Annotated in this window: 20 protein-coding genes; 16 read left to right on the top strand and 4 right to left on the bottom strand. The window is 30.4% G+C overall.

The genetic code is table 11. The features are described from left to right. The first annotated feature begins 6 nt into the window (after positions 1 to 6). The 7 genes from Q0050_RS14280 (at position 7) to Q0050_RS14250 (ending at position 5,793) form a co-directional block, all read left to right on the top strand. Positions 7 to 687, top strand: a complete 681-nt coding sequence (locus Q0050_RS14280; protein WP_298397323.1) for a hypothetical protein — start codon at positions 7 to 9, stop codon at positions 685 to 687. A 59-nt stretch (positions 688 to 746) separates the two neighbouring features. Continuing rightward, positions 747 to 1,343 (top strand): hypothetical protein, encoded by a 597-nt coding sequence (locus Q0050_RS14275; protein ID WP_298397320.1) that lies wholly within the window; start codon positions 747 to 749, stop codon positions 1,341 to 1,343. A 10-nt stretch (positions 1,344 to 1,353) separates the two neighbouring features. Further along, positions 1,354 to 1,839: a hypothetical protein gene (locus Q0050_RS14270; RefSeq protein ID WP_298397318.1), complete on the top strand. Its 486-nt coding sequence runs from the start codon at positions 1,354 to 1,356 to the stop codon at positions 1,837 to 1,839. A gap of 262 nt (positions 1,840 to 2,101) precedes the next feature. Continuing rightward, positions 2,102 to 2,554, top strand: a complete 453-nt coding sequence (locus tag Q0050_RS14265; RefSeq protein WP_298397317.1) for a hypothetical protein — start codon at positions 2,102 to 2,104, stop codon at positions 2,552 to 2,554. A gap of 33 nt (positions 2,555 to 2,587) precedes the next feature. Further along, the gene (locus Q0050_RS14260; protein ID WP_298397315.1) at positions 2,588 to 3,724 is read left to right on the top strand and encodes a hypothetical protein; all 1,137 of its coding nucleotides are present in this window, start codon (positions 2,588 to 2,590) and stop codon (positions 3,722 to 3,724) included. Positions 3,725 to 3,980: 256 nt separating this feature from the next. Continuing rightward, entirely contained in the window at positions 3,981 to 4,523 is a 543-nt protein-coding gene (locus Q0050_RS14255) for a hypothetical protein (RefSeq protein WP_298397312.1), read from the top strand. A gap of 856 nt (positions 4,524 to 5,379) precedes the next feature. Further along, positions 5,380 to 5,793, top strand: coding sequence for a hypothetical protein (locus Q0050_RS14250; RefSeq protein ID WP_298397309.1), 414 nt, complete (start codon positions 5,380 to 5,382; stop codon positions 5,791 to 5,793). Between the two features lie 223 nt (positions 5,794 to 6,016). Here the strand turns inward: Q0050_RS14250 and Q0050_RS14245 are convergent, their stop codons facing one another. Both Q0050_RS14245 and Q0050_RS14240 read right to left on the bottom strand, forming a co-directional pair. Further along, a complete protein-coding gene (locus Q0050_RS14245; protein ID WP_298397306.1) occupies positions 6,017 to 7,162 on the bottom strand; it encodes an ATP-binding protein in 1,146 nt (381 codons plus the stop codon). Between the two features lie 76 nt (positions 7,163 to 7,238). Continuing rightward, complete coding sequence (locus Q0050_RS14240; protein ID WP_298397304.1) at positions 7,239 to 8,159, bottom strand: aldo/keto reductase family oxidoreductase; 921 nt, start codon at positions 8,157 to 8,159, stop codon at positions 7,239 to 7,241. Between the two features lie 364 nt (positions 8,160 to 8,523). Here Q0050_RS14240 and Q0050_RS14235 point away from each other — a divergent pair, with 364 nt between their 5' ends. From Q0050_RS14235 to Q0050_RS14200, 8 genes are all read left to right on the top strand, one after another. Next, positions 8,524 to 9,528, top strand: a complete 1,005-nt coding sequence (locus Q0050_RS14235; protein WP_298397302.1) for a MoxR family ATPase — start codon at positions 8,524 to 8,526, stop codon at positions 9,526 to 9,528. A gap of 69 nt (positions 9,529 to 9,597) precedes the next feature. After that, positions 9,598 to 10,464 (top strand): DUF58 domain-containing protein, encoded by an 867-nt coding sequence (locus Q0050_RS14230; RefSeq protein ID WP_298397300.1) that lies wholly within the window; start codon positions 9,598 to 9,600, stop codon positions 10,462 to 10,464. Between the two features lie 202 nt (positions 10,465 to 10,666). After that, positions 10,667 to 12,292 carry a BatD family protein gene (locus tag Q0050_RS14225; protein ID WP_298397297.1) on the top strand — a complete coding sequence of 542 codons (1,626 nt, stop codon included), beginning with the start codon at positions 10,667 to 10,669 and terminating at the stop codon, positions 12,290 to 12,292. A 2-nt stretch (positions 12,293 to 12,294) separates the two neighbouring features. Further along, positions 12,295 to 13,299 carry a VWA domain-containing protein gene (locus Q0050_RS14220; RefSeq protein ID WP_298397294.1) on the top strand — a complete coding sequence of 335 codons (1,005 nt, stop codon included), beginning with the start codon at positions 12,295 to 12,297 and terminating at the stop codon, positions 13,297 to 13,299. A gap of 40 nt (positions 13,300 to 13,339) precedes the next feature. Then, positions 13,340 to 14,380 (top strand): VWA domain-containing protein, encoded by a 1,041-nt coding sequence (locus tag Q0050_RS14215; protein WP_298397291.1) that lies wholly within the window; start codon positions 13,340 to 13,342, stop codon positions 14,378 to 14,380. An 84-nt stretch (positions 14,381 to 14,464) separates the two neighbouring features. Then, positions 14,465 to 15,196, top strand: a complete 732-nt coding sequence (locus tag Q0050_RS14210) for a tetratricopeptide repeat protein (RefSeq protein WP_298397288.1) — start codon at positions 14,465 to 14,467, stop codon at positions 15,194 to 15,196. A gap of 25 nt (positions 15,197 to 15,221) precedes the next feature. Then, positions 15,222 to 16,991, top strand: coding sequence for a BatD family protein (locus Q0050_RS14205; RefSeq protein ID WP_298397285.1), 1,770 nt, complete (start codon positions 15,222 to 15,224; stop codon positions 16,989 to 16,991). A gap of 110 nt (positions 16,992 to 17,101) precedes the next feature. Further along, positions 17,102 to 17,854, top strand: a complete 753-nt coding sequence (locus Q0050_RS14200; RefSeq protein ID WP_298397282.1) for a tetratricopeptide repeat protein — start codon at positions 17,102 to 17,104, stop codon at positions 17,852 to 17,854. Positions 17,855 to 17,975: 121 nt separating this feature from the next. Here Q0050_RS14200 and Q0050_RS14195 read toward each other — a convergent pair whose 3' ends face one another. Beyond that, positions 17,976 to 18,134, bottom strand: coding sequence for a hypothetical protein (locus Q0050_RS14195; RefSeq protein WP_298397279.1), 159 nt, complete (start codon positions 18,132 to 18,134; stop codon positions 17,976 to 17,978). Between the two features lie 129 nt (positions 18,135 to 18,263). Then, positions 18,264 to 18,755, bottom strand: a complete 492-nt coding sequence (locus Q0050_RS14190; protein ID WP_298397276.1) for a CvpA family protein — start codon at positions 18,753 to 18,755, stop codon at positions 18,264 to 18,266. Positions 18,756 to 18,909: 154 nt separating this feature from the next. Here Q0050_RS14190 and Q0050_RS14185 point away from each other — a divergent pair, with 154 nt between their 5' ends. Beyond that, positions 18,910 to 19,266, top strand: a complete 357-nt coding sequence (locus Q0050_RS14185; RefSeq protein WP_298397273.1) for a hypothetical protein — start codon at positions 18,910 to 18,912, stop codon at positions 19,264 to 19,266. The last annotated feature ends 66 nt before the right edge of the window (positions 19,267 to 19,332 follow it).

Below are 19,332 nucleotides of genomic sequence, written 5' to 3'. Positions count from 1 at the left end.
TTTATTATGAAAAAATTATTTTTCGGCTTAATTGCCACAGTTATGTTTGGTTTCGTTGGGAATGCACAGTCTAATTCAAAAAATGAATATGACTATTTAGGAGTAATTCATAATGAAGTATTATCTGAATTCTTTAAACAATTCAAAACACCGAATATGTCTATTGAAGAGATTTTAACAAAAATAAAACCTGTTGTATTAGAAAATCAAAAATACAAATCAAAATTTGGTAGTAAATATTATGCAATAACTACAAACCAAGTGAAGCAATATATGCCAGATATTGCAAATAATTTTAACACTCTTGTAGATGATCAAAAGTTGAGTTTTGAGGCCAAAGAGTTTTTAAAAGAGTTGCTAAATAGTTTTGAAGGCGCTACTGATTTTGATAAAATATATAAAAATGTAATTTCTTTAGAAGATAGAATAATAGCATCTAAAATATCAAATTCAGAAAAAGAGTTTGTTTTAGGTGCTACGTCAATCGCTAGATACTCTAGTTATCTATGGTTAGTAGAAAATCCTAACCCAACTTTTACAAATAGTTTATCAGGTCGTTTTCGTTGGTGGTCAATAGTTGCAGACATTGCAGGTGGTGTTTTAGGAATACCAGGAGGTGCAGCAGGCATAGCAGCAGGAGCTGTAGCTACCAGTGCTGTATCAGAAGCTATATCAAATAAACCTTAATCCTTTAGTTAGCTTGAAAATATATTTTTTCAAGCTAACTTTTATAAAAAATTTGTAAAATGAAAACATTATTAATAGTATTAAATATTTTGTGCTTAAATTGTTTTAGTCAAAAGTTAGACTCAAGTTCAATCTATTTTGTTGGAAGAGGCACTTTAAGTAAAAAAGAGTTGATTGGAGAGCGATTCAATCTTTTAAATATGGATTTAACTCATATAGGTTTGGGATTGATTGAAAACGATACTTTACGTATTTATAATGTGTCAAGTGACAAAAAAGAAAAAAATTCATCTTTAATTATTGAAACATTATCAAGTTTTAAAAATGTCAATGATATTTTCTACTATGGTATTTGGGAATGTAAAATATCAAAAAAAAATCTGAAGAAAATTAAATTTGAATTATTAAAAATAAGTAAAGCACAAATAATTTTCGACAGGAAATTTAAATTAGGAGATGATAATCAACTATATTGTTCAGAATTTGTTTTCAAAATTTTAAAATCTGTAAAAGAGTTTAACTTTGAAGCATCTACGATTGAGTTAAACAGAATTGAACAACAAATTCTAGGAAATGATAAACTATCTTATATTCCAGTTGATTTTTTCTTGAACAATAAACGCATTATAGAAATTAAAACCGAATATATAAATTAATTTAAACAATATGAAAAAATACATTTTTATATTAATAATTTGCTTAATTGTAAATTATGGATATTCACAAAAGGGAATTAGTTTTGGCGCTAGTAGTGGTTTTACAACCGTCGATAAAGAATACGGAATCAATGGTAATTTTTTTATAGGTTACAATACATCTAAAAATATAATAATAGGTTTAGATGGTCTTTTTAATGAAGTAAGCGAAAATAATATCATTATAAAAACAAATATTTTAATGCCTTATGTTGAAGGAGGGATTCCTGAAAAAGGAATGATTAAGGAAAAGTTATATTTTTCAGGTATCATTGGTTTGGGATTCATAGAACAAAAAGCATTAAATTTTGAAGAAAATTCAGGAACCATCTTTTTAGGAACAAAGTTAAATTATAAATTAAGCCAAAACTTTATTGTTGGCATAAAGACAGGATATTATTTCTCGAAATTAGATAATGTAATAATTGGTAATTTATTTTTAAATTATAAGATTTAAACCGAAAATGCTTTCAGTTATAAACTCGATAGTGCTGATTTGCAACCGTTACATTATTTATGACGCTTTATTATTTCCTAAAAAATAAAAAATAATTTAATAGTTTACTTCCAAAACGACAACTAATACTTGTCGTTTTTTTTATACTTCAATTGTTTCAAAATTAATTTTTCTAAACTTTTAACTTTTTTTACACTTTAAGTGTAAAATTAGCTTTTGTCATCATAGTAATTTTACATCTACAAAATAATACTAATTAATTATGATAAAGTTACTTATAAGTATAGCGGCATTATTATTATCCTTTTTTTCAACGGCACAAGTTCAAAGTAAAACAGCACAAGCCAATTTCAACGGAAAGCTTTGTGATATTGGAAGAGGTTTATGCAACATCGATACAACAGCAACAAATAACAAATCAACTTCAATGAAAGCGATTAAAACCTATAAAAAAGCTCAAAACACGATGGTGATCGAAATGGACGTATTGAATTTGTCAAAAGAAGAGCAACACAAATTTTTTGATAAAGAATATTCTAAAATCACTGCAGGAGAACGATTGTATTTCATCCAGGAAGTAGATTATGAATTTGACCTTAAAACATTACTTTATTTAGATTTTGATTACCACTACAAATATTTAAAGAAAGGTGAATATCCTCTTGAAATTAAAGACAATAAAGTAATTATCACACTAACGCTTACTAAAGAGTAAAAAGAATTTAGTACAAACTAAAATTTAAGAAAAATGAAAACGATTAAATACATAGTGGTTCTTTTTCTACTTGTTGCTAAAGCCAATGCTTTTGTAAAAGTAGAAAACAGCGATCCTGATGAAATCGTTGCTGAGCTGATAAATGAAATTAAAGCTATTAATCATAAATTTGAATTGTTAATAGATATCAAGCAAGAAGAATTAAATGAAATTAACAAATCGCTTGCCGTTGCCTACAGTACAGAGCAAAAAGTTGATTTATTAGTAAAAAAAGATTTTGTTATTACAGAAATCAATGATTTGTTAAAAGAAAGTTCGGGCGAAATATCCAAAATTAGATACTTAAAAGGGTTACAAATCATTAAAATTCTATATGAAAAAGTCTTAGGTTTAGATCATCATTTTGCCTCTGTTCGAACGCTTAATGAAATCAATAAAATATCCAATCCAAACCAATATCCTGAATATGAAAAACTTAAAGAACTTTTAGCTTCAAAGAAAGACAAAAAAGCAGGATTCGATTTAACCTCGGTTTTAGGAACCAACACCATTGTTTCTGTAGTGCAAACATTCTCCAATATGTTCAGCTCATCACTCACTAAAGAAGAAAAAGAAAAAGAGTTGGCCAATGTAGATTGTATTTTAGATTTCACTTTGAGTATGCAAAACGACTTAAACACTATTTATTTTGAAACCGCTTTTTTGCAAACCAGTAACGATAAAATTAAGCAAGAAATCGAACTTTTATTTAAAGATTATACCAAACCAATTGGGTATGTTGCGTCGTTAGAAAACTGCAGAGGCAGTGACGATTGGGAAACAGTTAACCAAAAAATGGAGGAATATCTTTCTAAGATGAAAGCTGCAACTGGCACAACACAGTTTAAGATGCAAGTTAATCTAGAATTTCCTATCGATAGATTGCTTCAATTTATTACACAATACAATAATTTCATTGATCAAGGTGGCAAGTTTTATGAGAAGTTCAAAATCATTTTAAACAGTTACGAAAACGAAAAACAATGCGAAACCAAATTACCATTAGAATACAAAAAACTCAAAGCCGATATTGATGTTGCCATAAACAAGTTCAACGTTGCCTACAAACCAGTAGAAATAAACGGAACCAAAATGAAGGAAATACTCTACGGATTGAACGAATTTGATTAAAATAGTTAGTAAGTTGAAAAATTGGGTTAATTTTTCTGTAAAAACGACAGTAGTAATGCTGTCGTTTTTTTTATGCTGAACTCGTTTACACTGAATATATTTCAGGGTTTCAGAATCTAATTTTTCAAAACCTTAACTTTTTTTACACTTTTAGTGTAAAATCACCATAACTTCTATATCTATTTTTGAAGTATCAAATTACTCGCGAATATTTGAAGATTAACAAATAATTATTAATTTTATAAAACAATTAAAAATGAAAAAAATTCTATTTGGCTTAATTGCCACAGTAATGTTTACCAATTTATGTTTAAGTCAGAACTATGCAATGGAAAAATCTGATTTTCTAATTTTAAAAAGTGAAATCGAAAAAAACCTAACGTCTAAGGAGGTTGATTTTAAAACATATGATAAACAAATGGACTCTAACCTTTTGTCCAATATGGATACATACCGTAAAGATGGAATGGTAACTTTATTCAGAAAAAACAATTTAAATCCTAAAATTTATGAAAATTTCACTAATTTTCACGATGGTAAATTTAAAGATTTATATGAAGCTACAGATGGATTATCCAAAGATGAGATTAAAAATCTTATTGCGTTAGAAAATATTTATACGTCTTTACTTGGAGACAATTCCTCATCAGCAGGAAGACTTACAAGAAATTGTGCAGAGGCTATTGCAGGTATTTTATTATGTTCAGTTACTGCAATTGCTGTAACTGGAGGAATAGGATTAGTTCTTTGGTTATTGTCGCACGGTTATGCAACTTATCAATTAATTAGAGCTTGTTAAAATGAATAAAAAACTTATAATTATTCTGGCACTAGTATTAGTGAAAATATTTTATGATATTTTTTGTTTTACAACAAACATACATGAATTACAAAAATTTATCGCAAATATGATTTTTAACTTTTTAATAATTGTGATTTTATTTCTAAACAAATCCAAGGAAGAAAAAAGCAACATTAAAAATCTCAAAATCTATTTTGTAATTTCGCAAATAGTATTGGTTGCTTTATTTGTTTGCAAAACAATAAGTATATTCACTTATTTAGTATTTAGCATTGTTATTGTTTTTTTATTTTTTTTATTTTTGAAGAAGAAAACAGAAACAAAATAAATTAAAAATGTGTTTTATTTTAGGGTATACTTACTTATTTGTATATCTGGCAAAGGCAAATTTGTACAATCAAAACAAAGATTTGTTTTGAAATCAGATTTTTTAAAAAGTTAAATGTTTTACTAGTTGAAAAACTAATACCTAAAAAACGACAGTCTCGAGCTGTCGTTTTTTTTATGCTAAACTTATTTATTCTTAATTTATTTCAGGGTTTCAGAATCTAATCTTTTAAAACCTTAACTTTTTTTACACTTTTAGTGTAAAATCACCCTAACTTCTATAATTATTTTTGAAGTATCAAATTACTCGCGAATATTTGAAGATTAACAAATAATTATTAATTTTATAAAACAATTAAAAATGAAAAAAATTCTATTTGGCTTAATTGCTACCGTTGTGTTTGGATTTGTTGGTAATGCATAAGATAAAAACTTTGATTCTTTTTTTTCAAGCAAAGAGTTTAATCAACTAACAAAAAAATTCTCAATTAAAAACACTGATGTTGACACCAAAAATTATGCATCATTGAGTCACGAATCTAAATTATATAAAATATACAGAGTTAGTATTTCTGTGAATGGTAATAAAAATTTTATTACTTTCTTTACTGATAATGATGGAAAAAATTATGCTCTAAGTTATGAAAAAATTGACTTATCAAAAAATATTTCAGAGCATTTTGATGAATATGGAAATTTATATTCTATTTTTGATGTTATAAGGTTTGGCGAAAATTACAATTATAAAATAAGAGAAGCATTTAATCCAACTGCATCAGGTAACCAAGTTAACTATAGAGCAAATTGTATTGCATCAACATATCGAAAATTGAAGAATGCCTGCCAAGCTGATGATTTTTGTGATATGATGTGTGATCTTAATCCATCTTGTTTACCTATGTTAGCGGCATGGGCAGCAACATATTGCGCAACGCATTAAATATTTGATATGGAACTTTTTATATTCTTTTTTATAATCTATTTGTTATTAGTAGTAGTTTCATTATATGATGTTTACTCAAAAAGAAAAGCATTATATTGGTATTTTATTATATTAGCTTTTCCTTACATTGGATGTCTTTTTTATTTTTTTTTAAATAAAAAGAAACGAAGTTAATTATAAATTAAATTTAAGACAACGACAGTCTCGAGCTGTCGTTTTTTTATTTTCCATTATATTTCACCTTCCTCAAAACTCGCATCACTTCCTTAAAATTTACATAAACTGTTGTAAACGAATGCAATTTCAATAAAGGTTTTGCCTCAATTAATTTCTGTTTAGCATCTTCAAATCCGTTGAGGTAACAAATCATTAATGTTGAGGGTAAATTAATCAAATCTTGATGTTCTCTATCCGATAATTCGATTCCTTTTTGCAATTTATTCAACAAAGATAAATTAGAATTGTAAATATGAAACAAAACTTTTCGATTGTATTGTGGTGGTTCAAAAAGCATTTCGGTTTCAATTTTATAATAACCATTATCAAAAAAAGACAACTTTTGTTTCTCCAACGGATAATAACTCGTTTTATCATTCAATCCCAAAGGCACATATTCGGTTATCGTAAATGTATTTTCGTCATAATCAATCGTCACATCATCTTGAGCCGAATAAAACAACTTGATTTGCTCGTTTACCAATTCGATATCAACGCGTGTAAAAAAAGTTTTATCTCTATTTTTTTTCGGAATTCCAGCCCAACAAATCACAAACAATTCCTTGAAAACCTTGTACTTTGATGGCATATCCTTGTGACGATTATTCACAAAATCAATTACACCATCAAGCGTATTAGAAATGCTATTTCTCGAGCTGTTTTCAATACTTAAAACCGTTTCAATATTGAGTTTAGAATAAGGAATTTTCTCATCCGTAGGAATGGTATTGCTTCCTCTTCTAACAAAAGTAGCATTAGCCAAAATCGTATGAATGTTTTTCTTAAAATAGGAAGTTTTAGATTTGGGTTTTATAGTAACCAATCCAACAACTTTATCCCGAGGCAAATTCGGAAAAGGAACATTTTCATACTGAATTTTTGGTGGATTTTCCAAAAAAGCATTTACCAAATTCTGAATGCGACTGTCGTCAAAAAAATCGTCGCCGGTTATTTCGTTATTTTCATCTTCAACGCCAACAACGATATAAGAATTATTAGAAGGATTTGAATTAGACAAAGCACAAATATGTTTCAAAAATTTCGCTTTTCCTTCCTTGGTATGCAAATTCAACTGCCGTTTTTTATCATAAAAACTACACTCATCATTGTGAGCCAGTAAGTTCTTGATAAGTAGGCGTTTGTTTATCATTTTTTAGTGATGAGTGAAAAGTAAAAAGTGATTAGCAGCATACTATTTACTAATCACTTTTCACTAATCACTAAATTTAAGGTACTTTATTTCCAATACTTTCTGTCCAAATAGCAAACCAATCTAGGTTGTCTAATGGCAATTCAACTGCTTTCATTAATTGTTGAATTCGGGCAATATTTACCGTTCCAGCCACAGGAACAACTTTAGAAGGATGTTTTAAAATCCAAGAAAGTAAAATCGTATCAGAGCCAACTCCATATTTTTCAACCAATTGCACCAAAAGTTTTTTCAATCGTCTTGTTTGCTCATTATCTTCTCTAAACACCGTTCCTAACGGATTCCAACTCATTGGTCGAATATCGTGTGTTTGCATATAATCTAAACTTCCATCCAACATTGCTTCATAATGTGTTGCCGAAAATTGAATTTGATTATAACTAACTTCTGTTCTTGTCCCGAACTTGATTCGAGATCTAATTAGCTCGGTTTGTGAAGTAGTAAAATTAGATAATCCAAAATCGATAATTTTTCCTTCCGCTTTAAGTTTTTCAACTGCTTCAGCAATTTCATCGGCAACCATCAACGGACTTGGGCGATGCAAAAGCAAAACATCCAAATAATCTGTTTGGAGATTTTTTAACGAATTTTCAACGCTCCAAATGATGTATTCTTTCGAGTAATCGTAGTGTTTGATTTTATTAGTTCTATTTCCTTCAAGTTGGATACCACATTTTGAAATTAATTGCAGTTTTTCTCGTGAAATTTTGCTTTCGCCAAATGCTTTTCCGAATTGCTCTTCGGTCGTATAACCACCATAAATATCGGCGTGATCAAAAGTGGTAATGCTGTTTTCGATACAAATGTTTATCAAATGAATCATTTCTTGGGTGTTGAGTTTTTTATCCCAAACGCCCCAATTCATAGTTCCAGCAATTATTTCAGAAAGTTTCGAGTTTCGAGTTTCGAGTTTCGGGTTTTTATTTTGTTGATTCATAGATTTTTTATAAATAATTGATACTAAATACCTGTACAAATTTCTCTTCCTGACTGCCAAATATCAAGTTCTTCAAATGTAGTTATTGTAGCCATAGCATTTGTTACTTAAAAGTTATTTCATTTCAAATTTAGCAAATTTTTACCTTTTGCATTGCAATTTTAATTTCACATATAGTAACCCGAAACTCGCAACCCGAAACTCGCAACCTTTAATATTACTAAAACAAAATCATAAATCATCCTTAAAAACCAGAATCAGAGACAAGTTTTAACGCATTGTTAACATTGTATTCGTGCTAAAATATTCAATTTTGAAATGTTAAAATTTTATAGTTAATTGTGCCTCGAAAAAAATAGAATTTATGGAAGAAAATGTTGCCGCTTTAGATATTAGAGCCATCAATGAAAAGATAGAAAGAGAAAGCGCTTTTATTGACTTATTGACAATGGAAATGAACAAAGTCATTGTGGGTCAAAAGCACATGGTAGAACGATTGTTGATTGGACTTTTAGGTCAAGGACATATTCTTCTTGAAGGAGTTCCAGGATTGGCAAAAACGTTGGCAATTAACACCTTGTCTCAAGCAGTTCAAGGCAGTTTTAGTCGTATTCAGTTTACACCAGATTTGCTTCCAGCAGATGTTGTTGGAACAATGATTTACAACATTAAAGCCAATGAGTTTTCAATAAAAAAAGGTCCAATTTTTGCTAATTTCGTTCTTGCAGATGAGATTAATCGTGCGCCAGCCAAAGTACAATCGGCTTTGCTTGAAGCTATGCAAGAAAAACAAGTGACTATTGGTGATACTACTTTCAAGCTAGAAAAACCATTTTTAGTTCTTGCTACGCAAAACCCAATAGAGCAAGAAGGAACATATCCATTACCAGAAGCACAAGTCGATCGTTTTATGCTTAAAACAGTTATTGATTATCCTAAAATGGATGAAGAACGAATGGTTATTCGTCAAAATCTGAAAGGTTCTTACGAAAAAGTAAACGCTGTTGTTTCTGTAGAACAAATTTTGCGTGCTCAAGAAGCGGTTCGCGAAGTTTATATGGATGAGAAAATCGAAAAATACATTCTTGATATCATTTTCGCAACACGTTTCCCAGAAAAATATAAATTAGAATCGTTAAAACCATTAATCAGTTTTGGATCTTCACCTCGTGGAAGTATCAATTTAGCAACAGCTGCTAAATGTTATGCATTCATAAAACGTCGTGGTTATGTAATTCCAGAAGACGTTCGCGCAGTAGTTCACGATGTTTTACGCCACAGAATCGGAATCACCTACGAAGCCGAAGCCGAAAACGTAACTTCAGTTGACATCATCAACAAAATCGTAAACGAAATTGAAGTACCTTAATTTAGTTTACAGTGCTAAATGCTCAGTTGGCAAACTGAATACTGAACACTGAATACTGAACACTAGAAAATGGAGACGAAAGACCTACTAAAAAAAGTTCGTAAAATAGAAATCAAAACCCGAAGATTGAGCGATCATATCTTTTCGGGAGAATACCATACGTCTTTTAAAGGACGCGGAATGACGTTTTCTGAAGTGCGACCTTATCAATTTGGTGATGATGTGCGTGCTATTGATTGGAATGTGACCGCGCGTTACAACGAGGCACACGTAAAGGTTTTTGAAGAAGAACGCGAATTAACAATGATGTTAATGGTCGATATTTCGGGTTCAGAAAATTTTGGAACTAAAAATCAGTTGAAAAGTGAAATTGTAACTGAAATTGCTGCGACAATGGCATTTTCAGCAACTCAAAATAACGATAAAATTGGATTGATTTTGTTTTCCGACGCCATCGAATTGTATATTCCACCAAAAAAAGGGAAATCACACGTACTTCGAATCATACGAGAATTAATCGAATTCCAACCTAAAAGTAGAAAAACCGATTTATCTCAAGCTTTAAAATTTCTATCATCAACCCAAAAAAAGAAAGCCATCGTATTTTTGATTTCCGATTTTATGGTAGACGATGATTATGAAAAAACACTGAAAATAGCTGGAAAAAAACACGATATTACTGGAATTCGAGTATATGATGTTCGCGAAGAAACAATGCCAAACATTGGTATAGTTGAAATGGAAGATGCCGAATCGGGCGAAATTATGGTTGTTGATACGAGTTCTAAAAATGTTAGATTGAATTACGAAAAAAACTATCAACAGAAAGTTGGTTATTTTAAAGATATTTTTTCGAAATGTGGTTCAGGAACAGTAAATACTCGTGTAGATGAGAGTTATGTAAAAAAATTATTGGGTTATTTTAAATCTAGGTAATGATTTAAGATTGATGATTAACGATTTTTGATTTAAGATTTGATACCAACCATAGTAAATTGTAATAATTTAGTAGCATTTCTGTAAACAACAATGATAATAACAACAAGAAGAAATTAACGATTAAAAGAGGAATAAATTTATCACAGACGAATGTAAAACTTCTAAAATCAAAAATCGTTAATCTTCAATCAACAATAAAATGAAACTTAAGTTACTATTCATATTATTATTCACATCAACGCTTTTTGCCCAAAAAGTCACGACTTCTATTGATTCAACTAAGAAAAAAATCGGAGCAGAATTCAAGTTGACTTTAAAAGCATCAGTGAATAAAACAGATAAAGTTGTTTTTCCAAAAGCGCAGAATTTTGGTGCTCTAGAAGTTATTGAATCTTATAAAATTGACACGATTAAAACTAATGATAAATACGAGTTAATCAAGAAATACGGATTGACTCAGTTTGATTCAGGCAAATATACTATTCCAAGAATTCAGATTTTAATTAACGGAAAACCTTCTTTTTCAGACAGTGTAAAAGTTGAGGTTGCCGATGTAAAAGTCGATACCTTAAAACAGAAAATGTATGAAATAAAAGATGTCATTCCTGTTAAAAGCTCAAGCGATTGGTGGAAATATCTTTTAGGAATTTTACTTTTAGTTGGTTTAGGATTTTTAGCTTTTTGGTTATTCAAAAAATATTATAAAAAACCAGAAAAGATTGAAGAAATCGTCTATAAAACTCCAATTGAAAAAGCAACATCGCTATTGCAACAATTAGAACGAAAAGAACTTATTCAACGTGGTGAAATAAAATCGTATTATTCTGAATTAACTGATATTGCCAGAACTTACATCGAAGAAGAAATTCACATTCCAGCAATGGAAAGCACGACTTCAGAGTTAATTGTGAGTTTGAGAAACGTTGCCAAAAGCAAAAAATTAAAACTTTCTAAAGAAATACTTGAAAATTTAGAAAAAGTATTACAACAAGCCGATTTAGTAAAGTTTGCTAAAGTAAAACCACTAGATTTTGAAATTGAGGAAGACAAAAAGCGAATTACAAGTACGATTGTAACCATTCACAAAGCCATTCCAGAACTAGTTGAAGAAAAAGATGAATTAGAGGAGTGGAATGAAGAGCAAAAACAAAAAGCATTAGCTAAAAAAGCATCAGAACAAAAAATTAAACGCATTAAAAATGCAGTCTTTATTACGGTTTTGGTTCTTGCATTAGCTGTTGGAATAACGTCTGCAATAAAAGGATTCGACTTTGTCAAAGATTTTGTTTTAGGTAACGAGACCAAAGAGTTAGTAGAAGGCGAATGGGTTTTAAGTGAGTACGGAAATCCTGGAGTAATTCTAGAAACTCCTAAGGTTTTAAAAAGAATTGATGCTAAAAAATCACTTCCAAGAGAATCGTACGCTATTTTAAAAGAGATGCAATTGTTTGAATATGGTGCATTAAATCAGAAGCTGTTTATTGGTGTTTCCACTATTAAATTCAAAGATACAACCGATATTAAATTTGAAACGGTTTTAGATGGAATAACTAAAAATTGGGAAAAACTTGGAGCACAAAATATGCTTTTTAAACAAGAAGAATTCAATACAGGAAAAGGCGTTACAGGTGTAAAAGCCTATGGAACAATGACTGTTTTTGACAAAGAAGAAGATGAAAGTGAGAAAATGTATTATGAAATTTTATTGTTTAAACAAGATGGTGGTTTGCAGCAAATCATAGTTGCTCAAAGAGAAGGTGATGAATATGGTGAAAAAATTGGTAAAAGAATTATTAATTCTGCCGAATTAAAACAAGCGCAATAACAATGGAAAAAATAAGTTTTTTAAATCCTGAATTTTTTTGGTTGTTTTTGCTAATTCCTGTAGCAATAGCGTGGCTTTGGTGGAAAAATAAAGAACAAACAGCCACTTTAAAAATAAGTTCGGTTAAAGGATTTAAAGGTTCAAATTCGATCTTGGCCAAAGTAAAACCATATGTATCAGTACTGCGAATTTTGTCTTTATGTTTTTTAATCATCGCTTTAGCGCGACCACGAACAGTTGATATTAGTAATCAAACCAAGACGACTAAAGGAATCGATATTGTTATGGCAATTGACCTTTCTAGTAGTATGTTAGCAAAAGATTTAAAACCTAACAGAATGGAAGCTTTAAAAGAAGTTGCCATTGATTTTGTTGACGGTCGTCCTAACGATAGAATTGGCGTTGTTGCCTACGCTGGCGAAGCTTATACTAAAACACCGGTTACAAGCGATAAAGCCATCGTAAAACAAGCTATTGCTGATATTAAATTTGATAATGTGCTTCAAGACGGAACGGGAATCGGAATGGGATTATCAACAGCCGTAAACCGATTAAAAGATAGCAAAGCCAAAAGTAAAGTAATAATTCTTTTAACTGATGGCGTAAACAATTCCGGATTTATTGAGCCAGAAACAGCCTCAGAAATTGCTAAAGAATACGGAATCAAAGTCTACACCATTGGTTTAGGAACTAATGGAATGGCACAATTTCCTTATGCATATGCACCCAACGGAAGAGATTTTTTATACAAAATGCTTCCTGTAGAAATTGACGAGCAATTAATGAAAACGATTGCTAAAAACACGGGTGGAAAATATTTTAGAGCCAACAATAACAGCAAATTAGAAAGTATTTATAACGAAATTAATAAACTAGAAACAACAGAAATTGAAGAGCTAAAATTCTACGATTATGATGAAAAATACCGTTTATTCGTTTGGATAGCCGGAATTTTATTACTGATAGAAATCGCTTTAAAAAACACAATTTTTAAAAGTTTTATTTAATTCTGAAATCAAAAATCGTTAATCAGCAATCGACAATCAAATGTACGAATTAGAAGAAAAAGGTTATTTATATTTATTGTTCATCATCCCAATATTGGTGGTGCTTTTTCTTTATGTTCAATTGTGGAAAAGAAAAAAGCAAAAAGAATTTGGTGATTTAGATTTGATTCAAAAGTTAAGTCCTGAAAAATCCAATTTTAAATCAATTTTGAAAATAATTGTAGTGCTTTTAGGACTAACTTTTATAATAATCGGATTGGTTAACCCAAAGATGGGAACAAAAGTAGAAAAAGTGAAACGTCAAGGTATTGATATCGTTTTTGCGGTTGACGTCTCTAAAAGTATGCTTGCAGAAGATGTTGCACCCAATAGATTAGAAAAAAGCAAGCAATTAGTTTCACAATTAATCAATCAATTAGGAAGCGATAGAATAGGTGTTATTGCTTACTCAGGAAGTGCTTTTCCGGTTTTACCAATGACTTCGGATTATGCTGTTGCAAAAATGTTTCTTCAAAGTATGAAACCAGGAATGATTTCTTCTCAAGGAACATCGATTGATCAAGCAATTGATTTGGCAACTACAAAATATTTTGATAAAAAAGATAAAACCAATAAGTTACTGGTAATCATATCTGATGGTGAAGATCATTCCGACAATGCAGAATCGGCTGCGGAAGATGCCCAACAATTGGGAGTAAAAATTATTACTGTTGGAGTTGGAACTGAAAATGGTGGAACTATTCCGTTGGCTAAAAATGGTTATGGTGAAGGATTACAAAAAGATAAAGACGGAAATGTGGTGGTAACCAAACGAAACGCAGCTGTTTTAGCTACAATTGCAAAAGCATCTAAAGGCGGTTATGTTGATGGAAATACAACCAAAGTAGTTGTTGATTATGTAAAAAAAGTATTAGATTCAACCGAAAAAACCGAATTTGGAGCAACGCAAATGGCCGATTTAAAATCGCAGTTTCAATGGTTTTTAGGATTCGGATTTTTTCTTTTGTTTTTAGACACATTTTTGTTGGAAAGAAGAACCAAATGGGTTAGAAAGTTGAATTTATTTAATGAAGAAAAATAGATAAGGAAAGCAAAGCTTTCAAAATTCGTGCAATTAACACAATACAATTCGTGAAAATTCGTGAAATTCGTTTCAAAAAAAACTATGAAAAACAGTATAACATTACTTTTAATATTAATTTCTTTTGCAATAAAAGCGCAAGAGAAAGATAAATTTTTGCCAAAAGGTAACGAGGAATTTGCCGAAAAAAAATATGCCGATGCCGAAGCAAATTATAGAATTTCGCAGTCAAAGTTTAAGAAGAAAGCCATTTCATCCTACAATCTAGGAACCACAATTTATAAAGAAAATCAATTTTCAGAATCGAAATACCAATTTGCAAAGGCGATTCAAGACGCTAAAACCAAACCCGAAAAACACAAAGCGTTTCATAATCTTGGAAATGTTTTGATGAAAGAAAAAGAATATCAAGGTGCTGTTGAAGCTTATAAAAATGCTTTGAGAAATAATCCTAATGACGAAGAAACGCGCTATAATTATGCTTTGGCTAAAAAAATGCTAAAAGATAATCCACCACCAGAAAAACCTAAAGAGAATAAAAAAGATCAAGAAAAAGATAAAAAAGAGGAAAAGAAAGATCAAGAAAAAGACAACAAAGATCAAGACAAAAACAAAGATAAAAAAGACGGAAAAGACAACCAAGATAAAGATAAAGGCAAAGGAAATAATCCTGAACAACCTAAGCCATCGGGCGCATCTAAGCAACGAATAGAAAATTTATTAGATGCTGTTAATAATGAAGAGAAAAAAGTTCAAGAAAAAGTAAATGCTCAAAAAGCACTTGCTAATCCTAAAAAACCTGAAAAAGACTGGTAATTATTTCATAATTACAAATGAGAAGATGAGAAAAATAGTAGTTTTAATTGTTTTATTTATAGCCAATTCACTTTTCGCTCAAGTAAAATTCGAAGCCGAAGTGAGCAAAAATACTTTGGGATTAAATGAAAGAGTTCGAATTGAATTTTCAATGAATGAAGATGGAGATAATTTTGTTCCACCAAACTTTGAAGCTTGTGGTTTTAGAGTAGTTGGCGGTCCAAGTCAATCCATTAGCGAAACATGGATAAATGGACGTGGCTCATTTTTAAAAACGTATACCTATGTTTTATTGCCTTTACGAAAAGGTAATTTGATAATAAAACAAGCTTTAATTGAAATTAATGGGCAGTATTACAAAACCTTACCCATTAAAATTACCGTGACCAATGCGGTAAATCAACCAAATGATCCCAATGAACCAGCAACAGTTAGAGCCGATAATAATTTGTACCTCGTTGCTGATATTTCTAAAACCAATCCTTATGTAAACGAGCCAATAACCGTTGTTTACAAATTGTATTTTAGTTACAACATAGGCATCACCAACTGGCAAGAATTAAACAAGCCAAAGTATAAAGATTTTTGGAGTCAAAATATCGATATCAAACAGTTAGTTGCCGAAGAAGGAATGTTTAAAGGTGAACGATACCGATATGTCGTCTTGAGAAAAACAGTTCTATATCCGCAAAAAGCTGGTAAGTTAGTTATTGAACCTTTAGCATTAGATATTGATTGTCAAGTTCCACGCGGAAGACCTAATTTTTTTGGTCAAGTGCAACTCGTCGATGACAGCAAAAGAGTTTCTGCAGGAAGTAAAATTATAAATGTAAAACCACTTCCTGAAGCAGGTAAACCAGCAAGTTTTACAGGCGCAGTTGGTAAATTCAACTTTAGTGTTCTTCCGTCAAAGACCACTCTTAAAAGCGGTGAATCACTAGATTTAGATATTAAAGTTACAGGTGTAGGAAATTTAAAATTATTCAATTTACCAAAACCTGTTGTTCCATCAGAACTTGAAATGTATGATCCAGAACATACAGAAAATGTTTCTACACCGTTATCCGGAATGACTGGTAGTATTTCCGATAGATATACTATAATTCCGCAATCTAAAGGAAACTTTCCGATAAAAGGATTAGAGTTTTCTTATTTTGATTTGACATCGGGTAGTTATAAAACAATTACTTCACCAAATATAGTTTTGAATGTACTTGAAGGCACAAATAATAGTACAAATGCTGTAGTAAATTCATCGGATGAAGTGGCTAAAAAAGCGGTGACGCCAACAAAATCATTTGCTTTTATCAAACAAAAAACAAATTTAGAAAATATAGCCTCAGATGATTTCTTAGGTTCTGGATTGTTTTATGGATTGTTGTGTTTGCCATTTTTATTAATTCCAGCAGTAATAGTTTTCAAAAAACGAAAAGACACTGAAGACGCTGATATTGTTGGTAATCGAAGAAAAAAATCGAATGCGTTGGCTAAGAAATATTTATCAGAAGCCAAAAAACAAATCAACAATAAAGAGCTATTTTATATTGCGTTAGAAAAAGCAATGCACAATTTCTTGAAAGCCAAATTAAACATCGAAACATCAGAAATGAGTAAAGATAAAATCACAGAAATTTTACTATCACGAAAAGCTGATTCAGAAACGGTAAAAGAATTTATAACCTTAACCGAGAGCTGTGAATTGGCAAGATATGCTCCGTCATCAAGTACATTAATTCAGCAAGATTACGACAAAGCAGTTGAGATCATTTCGAGTTTAGAAAAACAGATATCATAATAATAAGTCGAGCAACACAGCTTTTAATAATCTTTAAAATTTCTAAAATCTGTGTTCCAAAAATTATAATTGAGTTAGCTTAATGAACCTTAATACCTTAATGGTTTAAAATGAAAAAGTATTTATACATAATTCTATTTATTTCTGCATCTGTTTTTGCAACCGATGTTTCTAATCCATTTGTAGATGGAAATAATCAGTACAATGACGGAAAATATGAAGCAGCAATTGCGAGCTACGAAAGTGTTTTAGCAAACGGTCAACAATCGGCTGAGTTGTATTTCAATCTCGGAAATTGTTATTATAAGTTGCATAAAGTGGCGCCAGCTATTTACAATTATGAAAAGGCATTGCAACTAAACCCAAACGATTCTGAAATTCAAACCAACTTAGATTTTGCAAGAAAAATGGCTATTGACGACATTAAAATCATTCCAAAAGTAGGTTTTGATAAATTAATTGCTGACTTTACTTCTAGTTATCGCTACGATACTTGGGCTTGGATTGCTGTTGCGTTTGCTTTTGTGTTTTTTGCTTTTTTCATTGGATATTATTTTTCTCCAACGGCTTTTAAAAAACGAATCTATTTTACAGGAATGTTTATCGTATTGTTAATAATAGCTACCACAATTTTTTCAGCACTATTCGAAAAAAACCGATTAGCAAATGAAAGACCAGCTATAGTTTTTGCCGAAACAGCATCGGTAAAAGGCGAACCAAAAGCATCAAGTCCAGAAACAATTTTACTTCACGAAGGAACAAAAGTCTATATTCTAGAAAGTATAGCCAATTGGAAAAAAGTACAACTTACCGATGAAACTACTGGTTGGATCAGTGATGAAGCGATTAAGGAATTGAATTAAAGTTGGCAGTTTTCAGTGCTTAGTTTTCAGTTTCTTACTTCTGGTAGTTTATAGACATTGTTTGTCATTCCGTAGGAATCTTATTTTTTCATTATAACCTATGAATGTAAATATAATAAAATCAAATGGGAAATAACAATAAAGGAGTATTTTTGATTTTATTTTTAGGTTTTTTAACTCCAATAATGACGCTATTTGTGCCAGTTGAAGGCGGTGGTGTTAGTTTAATATTTGTTTTAACTGTTCCAATTTTAGTAGGAATTTCAATATTATTTTCCATAATATATTTTTGTCTTGACAAATGGAAATTTACTTCAGAGAGCAAAAGCATGCTTTTACTTTTTTTTTGTACCACTTTAATTGTGTTAGCTTTCTTTCTTTATCCATACAGATAACATTGAAAGTCTAATTAAACCTTACTTTTCAAATCCTTAAACCAATCCGTTAGAACAGGCAACATAAATTCAGATGTCTTTAATATCGGATTAAAAAATAAAGATTCTTCCTGAGTTTCTTTACTGATTAAAGCATCATTAAGATTTACTTTTTGAAACAAACTTAAAATCACACCAAGAATCAACGCCGTTTTTAGTCCACCAAAAAGAGCACCACCAATTCGGTTGATTAATCCTAAAAACAAGGCACTTGCAATTTTAGAAAAGACTTTGGCAAGCAAATGAATTCCGATAACAACAAGGATAAATGTAAGTACAAATGCTAAAACTTTAGCCGATTTTGAATCTCCAATAAAACCTCCAACAACGGAAGAAAATTTTACAGCAATATAAATTCCAACAAAAAAAGAAATCAAGGAAGCAAATTCAACAATTAGTCCATTTCTAATTCCTTTAAAAATACCATAACCCAATAAAACCCCTAAAAAAATATCGATAAAACCCATTCTACTTGTTTTTAAACGACAAATATAATCGAATTTCCAAAAGGCAAATTCCAAATCCTAAAAATTCAGTTTTGATAAACTATATTTGCAAATAGTTTTAAATTTCAGCACAAAATCTGAAATTAAAATTCGTTAATCGACAATCAAAAATTAAATGTCTAGAGATATACAACTAAAAGAACGCTGGGAAAAAGTCGTTGAAATACTTTCCAATCAATTTTCGCAAGGAGAAGATTTAGATTTAGACGCCATAATTTACCTTATCGGAATTCAAGAATTTGGAAAATTCCATCGCGAATTCAAAAAAGACGAAAAAGTAAACCTAATGCACATCGCCATTTGTAGATTATTAGAACCTTATGGCTACTACGAATTCGAATTTTTCGATAAAGACGGATGGCCTCACTATAAAGTAAAAGAAGAATTACCGCCATTAAAAGCAGGTGAACAAACCATTTTAATGAAAGATGCCATTGTGAATTATTTTTTAGAGAAAGAACTTATTGCTTAAGTGAATAGTAAATAGTGAAAAGTGATTAGCTTTTTACAAACGTTTTTTTGACTAATTACTAATTAC

Source organism: Flavobacterium sp. (assembly GCF_027483985.1).
Classification (GTDB): Bacteria; Bacteroidota; Bacteroidia; order Flavobacteriales; family Flavobacteriaceae; genus Flavobacterium.
The sequence above is the reverse complement of the archived record's forward strand: the minus strand, read 5'-3'. Positions and strand labels throughout refer to the sequence as shown.